The organism is Halomicronema sp. CCY15110 (assembly GCF_016888165.1).
GTDB lineage: Bacteria > Cyanobacteriota > Cyanobacteriia > Phormidesmidales > Phormidesmidaceae > Halomicronema.
Map to the genome: position 1 here is coordinate 1 of NZ_JACSWC010000117.1, position 5,241 is coordinate 5,241.

Annotated in this window: 5 protein-coding genes, 1 pseudogene and 1 CRISPR repeat array; of the genes and pseudogenes, 4 read left to right on the forward strand and 2 right to left on the reverse strand. The window is 50.6% G+C overall.

The window, feature by feature from the left end:
* The 4 genes and pseudogenes from JUK32_RS01740 to JUK32_RS01755 all read left to right on the forward strand — a co-directional run.
* Positions 1-621, forward strand: a 621-nt coding sequence (locus JUK32_RS01740; protein WP_204137129.1) for an IS6 family transposase, incomplete at its 5' end; no start/stop codon positions are given.
* Between the two features lie 88 nt (positions 622-709).
* Positions 710-1,741 (forward strand): annotated as a pseudogene (locus JUK32_RS01745) (cytochrome ubiquinol oxidase subunit I); the annotation flags it as partial.
* 22 nt (positions 1,742-1,763) lie between these two features.
* On the forward strand, positions 1,764-2,768 hold the full coding sequence (cydB, locus tag JUK32_RS01750; RefSeq protein WP_204137130.1) for a cytochrome d ubiquinol oxidase subunit II: 1,005 nt from the start codon (positions 1,764-1,766) through the stop codon (positions 2,766-2,768).
* Positions 2,769-2,826: 58 nt separating this feature from the next.
* A CRISPR array of direct repeats spans positions 2,827-3,079; the repeat unit is 35 nt; unit sequence CCCAAAACTTCTTCGGAAGTTGAATTAATGGAAAC.
* Between the two features lie 249 nt (positions 3,080-3,328).
* Positions 3,329-3,610, forward strand: a complete 282-nt coding sequence (locus tag JUK32_RS01755; protein ID WP_204137131.1) for a hypothetical protein — start codon at positions 3,329-3,331, stop codon at positions 3,608-3,610.
* Positions 3,611-3,634: 24 nt separating this feature from the next.
* On the opposite strand, the gene JUK32_RS01760 is transcribed toward JUK32_RS01755, so the two are convergent.
* Positions 3,635-4,666: a PDDEXK nuclease domain-containing protein gene (locus JUK32_RS01760; RefSeq protein ID WP_204137132.1), complete on the reverse strand. Its 1,032-nt coding sequence runs from the start codon at positions 4,664-4,666 to the stop codon at positions 3,635-3,637.
* A 29-nt stretch (positions 4,667-4,695) separates the two neighbouring features.
* Positions 4,696-5,241, reverse strand: a 546-nt coding sequence (locus JUK32_RS01765) for a hypothetical protein (RefSeq protein ID WP_204137133.1), incomplete at its 5' end; no start/stop codon positions are given.

The following is a 5,241-nucleotide window of genomic DNA, read 5'->3' on the forward strand; positions in this document are numbered from 1 at the left end:
AGCTACCGAGACATTGAGAAAATGATGCTCTATCGCGGCATCGAGGTCACCTATGAAGCGATCCGCAAATGGTGCAAAAAGTTTGCTCAAGCGTATGCGAATCAGATTCGTCGCCGTCGCCCCAAGCCTACTGATAAATGGCATTTGGACGAGGTCGTACTCACCATTAAGGGACAGCAGTATTACCTATGGCGGGCAGTGGATGCCGAAGGTCAAGTCATCGATATCTTGATGCAGCGTCATCGCGATAAACGCGCCGCCAAGAAGTTCTTTCGCAAATTGCTCAAGTCAAGCGGCTTCGCTCCTCGGGTCATCGTTACCGACAAACTGAGAAGCTATGGGGCCGCTAAGAAAGAACTGATTCCAGGCGTTGAACACAGGCAGCACAAGGGGGTGAACAATCGAGCGGAGAATTCGCACAGGCCGACCCGAGTGCGGGAGAGGCGGATGGGGCGCTTTAAATCGCCAGGGCAAGCCCAACGGTTTCTCGCGGCTTTTGAACCGATACGGGGTTACTTTCACCCTCATCAACATCGACAATCGGCAACCGAATATCGAGCAACGATGCGTCAACGGTTCACCGACTGGCGTCAGTTCACACGACTATCGGCGATCGCTTAGTACGACTGCCGAAGGCGATTGACGGAAATTTAGTGCTTGAATTAGATAGGGAAATTTTAGATGCGGAAATTTAAGTTGACAGTGCCCCTTTGGGGCCAACCTATCGACGTTTTGGATTTTGGTGGCCAACTCCTGGCTGCAGAGCCCAGCAGGGGGTGAGATGGTCAACGGCAAGTTTATTGTCAGTGACTACTTTCAGGCGATCGCTAACCCCTTTATGGTCAAGAGCGTGTCGCACATGTTTTTTGCCACCCTAGAAACGTCACTATTTGTGATTGGCGGCATCAGCGCCTGGTACATACTCAACAACCGTCAGCAGGCCTTTTTTAGCCAATCGCTAAAAATCGTATTAGCCGCCGCCATCGCCGTTACGCCATTGCAAATTTACATCGGTCACCTCAGTGCTGAGCAGGTAGCCCACTACCAGCCCACCAAACTAGCCGCTATGGAAGCCAAGTGGGAGACTAGCCCCGCTGGACAACCCGCTGACTGGAGTCTATTAGCGATTCCCGACGAAGCCACCCAGACGAATAAATGGGAAATCACCATTCCAAACGGGTTGGGCTACATTTTGGAATTTAAGAAGAATCTGTCTGAGCCGGTATTGGGGCTGCGGGAGTGGCCCTCTAGCGATCGCCCTCGGATGGTCGGGTTGATCTACTATTCTTTCCGCATCATGAGCGGCATTGGCTTCTTTTTGGCTGGGCTGATGCTGTGGAGCATTCTGCAATGGCTGCTAGGTAACCTCTCTACCGAAAAAATTGGCCAGCAAAAATGGCTACTGCGCACCTGGATTTTTGCGGCACCCTTAGGTTACATCGCGGTGGAATCGGGCTGGATTGTCCGCTGCGTGGGGCGGCAACCTTGGACCCTGTATGGGCAAATTCGCACCGCTGACGCGGCATCCCAGCTTCCCGCCAGTAATGTACTAACGTCGCTGACCTTATTTGCGGTAGTGTACTCGATCCTATTTGTCGCGACCCTGTACTTTGGCAGCCGGATCATCCGTCATGGTCCTAATCTAGAGCTACCGATCCCAGGGCTTGACAATCAACCAGCGCTGGAGACTGAACCGGCTACCTTCGTACCTAATGAACGTCCTCTCGAAGCCCAACAGTAAAGCTCAGCAGTAGGTGACTGATATGGACGCGTTAATACATTTTTTGCCCCAGGTTTGGTTCGTCATTCTGGCCCTATTCCTGTTTCTCTACGTCATGCTCGATGGGTTTGACCTGGGAGTCGGCATTCTCTCGCTCACCAGCTCCGACGAAGAGCGGCGCAGTCTTTTGATGACCAGTCTGGGCAATATTTGGGATGCCAATGAAACCTGGCTGGTGCTGATGGGTGGAGCCTTGTTTGGAGCCTTCCCTTTGGCCTATGGCACCATCCTCAGCGCTCTGTACATTCCCATTTTTATGATGATATTTGGGCTGATTTTTCGGGCGGTGGCCTTTGAATTTCGGGAACACTCCACCCGCAAGCTGCTTTGGAATTTTGCCTTCGGGGCAGGCAGTTTTCTCGCCGCCCTGGGCCAGGGTTTTGCTCTGGGAAGCGTGATTGAAGGGATTGCGGTAGATGAGGCCGGTCACTTCATCGGCTCTACCTGGGACTGGCTCGACGGGCGATCTCTCCTAGTGGCCCTGACTCTGATTCAGGGTTACGTTTTGATTGGCTCGACCTATCTGATTCTCAAAACCGAAGGAGACCTGCAAAAGACCCACTACCGCACCGCTAAAATTGCCGCGATTACAACTCTAATTGGGGCAATTTTAATCACCATTGCTACGCCCATTTTTTATCAAGCAGCGCGAACTCGGCTGTTTAGCCCACCTTTGATCTATGTCTTTGCGGTGATTCCGGTACTCGGTATAGTGCTGGTTGGGCTGTTACTGCGCAGCCTGAATCGGGAGGAAGAAGCCACGCCCTTTATCTGGACGATTTTGATCTTTCTGCTCACCTTTATTGGCTTGGGGCTGATTGTGTTTCCCTACATCATTCCCACCCAGATCACTATTTACCAGGCGGCGGCAGCCCCCAGCGCCCTGGTGTTCATGCTCACGTTCATCGGAGTGCTGATACCCATCATGCTGTTCTACAACATTTACAACTATGTGGTCTTTCGGGGCAAGGTCATTAACGGTGACTAAGGCTAGAGGGGTGTGGCAACGATCCTGTTAACGGTTAAGTTGAAAGGGATTGCTGCGACCCAAAACTTCTTCGGAAGTTGAATTAATGGAAACCACAGGAGCGATCCAGCAGTTGAGCAAATTGAGAATGCCCAAAACTTCTTCGGAAGTTGAATTAATGGAAACGGTTGAACTGTGTGTTCTTCCAGTTCGGAAAAATCGTCCCCAAAACTTCTTCAGAAGTTGAATTAATGGAAACTGTAGGCCTTGGGAATAGCGAGACAGATTGATCATCGCCCCAAAACTTCTTCGGAAGTTGAATTGATGGAGACAGACAGCTATATCATGATTCAACTGTCCGTTTCCATATCTTTAAAGCCCAAAATATCAACTTGTGCGGTCTAACAGCGCTAACGACTCCGCTGGCGATCGCTGAATGCTTAGGGGAGAAATGCGATCGCCCCCATACCAACCATCAAGATCAACCGCTGGCATGATTGTTGCCCTCTTGCTTGTCCCAGTCTGCCCACAACCCTCCCGCAGGCGCTAGAGTAGAAGCCACGTTTAGCAAAGAGGAAACGATGTCGCCAGCCCCCATTGTCTTGCTTGAAACGGACTATGAAACAATCGATGCCGCCATCGCTGCCAAAGATGAACAGGCGGCTCAACTAACTGACCAAGGCATTTCCTTTAAGCAACAAACCCTCTATCGTGCTACCGATGGTGCGCGGCTATTCCTCATCACACCCATCGATCTCGAACTGGAAGCAGACGAACCCAGTCGAGCCTCATCCAAACCCAGAACCCGGCGCACCAACCCGCAAAAACGGCGCGAACGTACTCAGCAAGTCAATTATCGATAATTTAATCGCACCTGCGACTCTGCTTTAGGATTCTTGTTCGCCTTCTAGTTCCTGCACTGCATTCTCTAATTCTTGCTCCAATTCTTCAGGAGTGGGTAACAAATTAGGGAATCGATGTTCGGCGACCGCAATAGGATTGCGAAGGTTGTTTAAAGCGTACTCAGCGATCGTTCGATTTTTAGTTTTGCAAAGAATGATACCGATTGTCGGCTGGTCATCTGACTGTCTTTCTTGCCGATCAACAGCAGCGATATAAAAATTCATTAAACCTGATTGCTCTGGCCTAAAACTCCCCATTTCCAACTGAATTACGATGAAACAGCGCAATCTTAAATGATAGAAAAGCATATCAGCTTGAAATTCTTCTCCTTCAATATCGAGGCGATAGTTCTGTCTCACAAAGGAGAAACCAACTCCTAGCTCCAGCAGAAAATCTCGCATATGAGCCACCAAAGCTCGCTTCAGATCTTGCGCTTTGGCATCTTGAGCAATCGTTAAAAAGTCAAAGGAATAAGGATCCTTCACAACTTGACTAGCGAGTTCTGATTGAGAGGGCGGCAATGTCCGCTCAAAATTGGTAACCGCTCCCCCTTCACGCCGATAGAGCCCAGTCTCGATTTGGGCTACCAGAATCGTTCGACTCCAGCCGTTCTCAACCGCTTTTTCAGCGTACCAAAGGCGCTCATTAGGGTCTTTCAGCTTTTCGAGTAGTGCGACATTTTGCCGCCACGGTAAATTAGCCAACGCCCGTTGGCTAATTTGAATTTCTGTCCATGCCTCAGCAAAAGCCCTCATATACTTTAGGTTTGAGAGCGAAAAGCCTTTCATGTCGGGGAACTCCCGCTTGAGGTCTTGGGACAGCCGTTCCAGAACCTTGCTGCCCCAGCCTTGTTCCCGCTGGCGAGCAAGGATTTCTCTACCGATGTACCAGTAGAGCAGCAGCATTTCTTGATTAACCGAAATTGCCGCTTGCAGTTGCGATAAGCGAATCTGATTCTTTAGATCCTCTAGTAGATCTCGATAACCATCATCTGGAACTAGATTCTTCTTTGACACCGATACATCCCTCTCACTCCTTCATACCTTTAGTAAGCGGCCTCTCGCCAATTCTCAACGCCCATATAGTCACGGGCAATATCCTGCAAAATCGTATCCTTATCCACGGAGACATTATGCCGAACACCAATCATAAAGCGTTGATGCACCTCCTCGATCGCGGCTTCCTGCTCCTTCAAAACCTCCATAATGACGGGCTGATAGGTCGCCCCGACCAAGCTACCGAGCGCCTTGATGATAGAAACAGAGATCCGCAGACGAGTATCGTTGCTCTTTTGCGCGGTGTTCCAGTTGATGATGTCTTGCACAATGGCCTCAACCTTGGCTTTCGAGTCAATACGGTCGCGCTGTTTCGTGTCCGCTTTCTCTGAGACTGATTTCTCTGGTTTCTCTGGGACGGCTTTCTCCGGGGCTACCGTCTGAGCCTTGGCCACTGATGGAGACGACTGGGGCACTGCTTTAGCTGGCTGAGCGGGCCTTCCTAAGAGCTGATGAATACCCGCTAGCTGCGCCTGCGTCTCTTGCAGCTGAGCCGTGACTTGCTCGTTTTCCGATTGCAGCGCCTCAAGCTGGGT

Coding starts and splice junctions, on each gene's coding strand:
- cydB (WP_204137130.1), top strand. CDS start 1,764: ATGGACGCGTTAATACATTTTTTGCCCCAGGTTTGGTTCGTCATTCTG.
- JUK32_RS01755 (WP_204137131.1), top strand. CDS start 3,329: ATGTCGCCAGCCCCCATTGTCTTGCTTGAAACGGACTATGAAACAATC.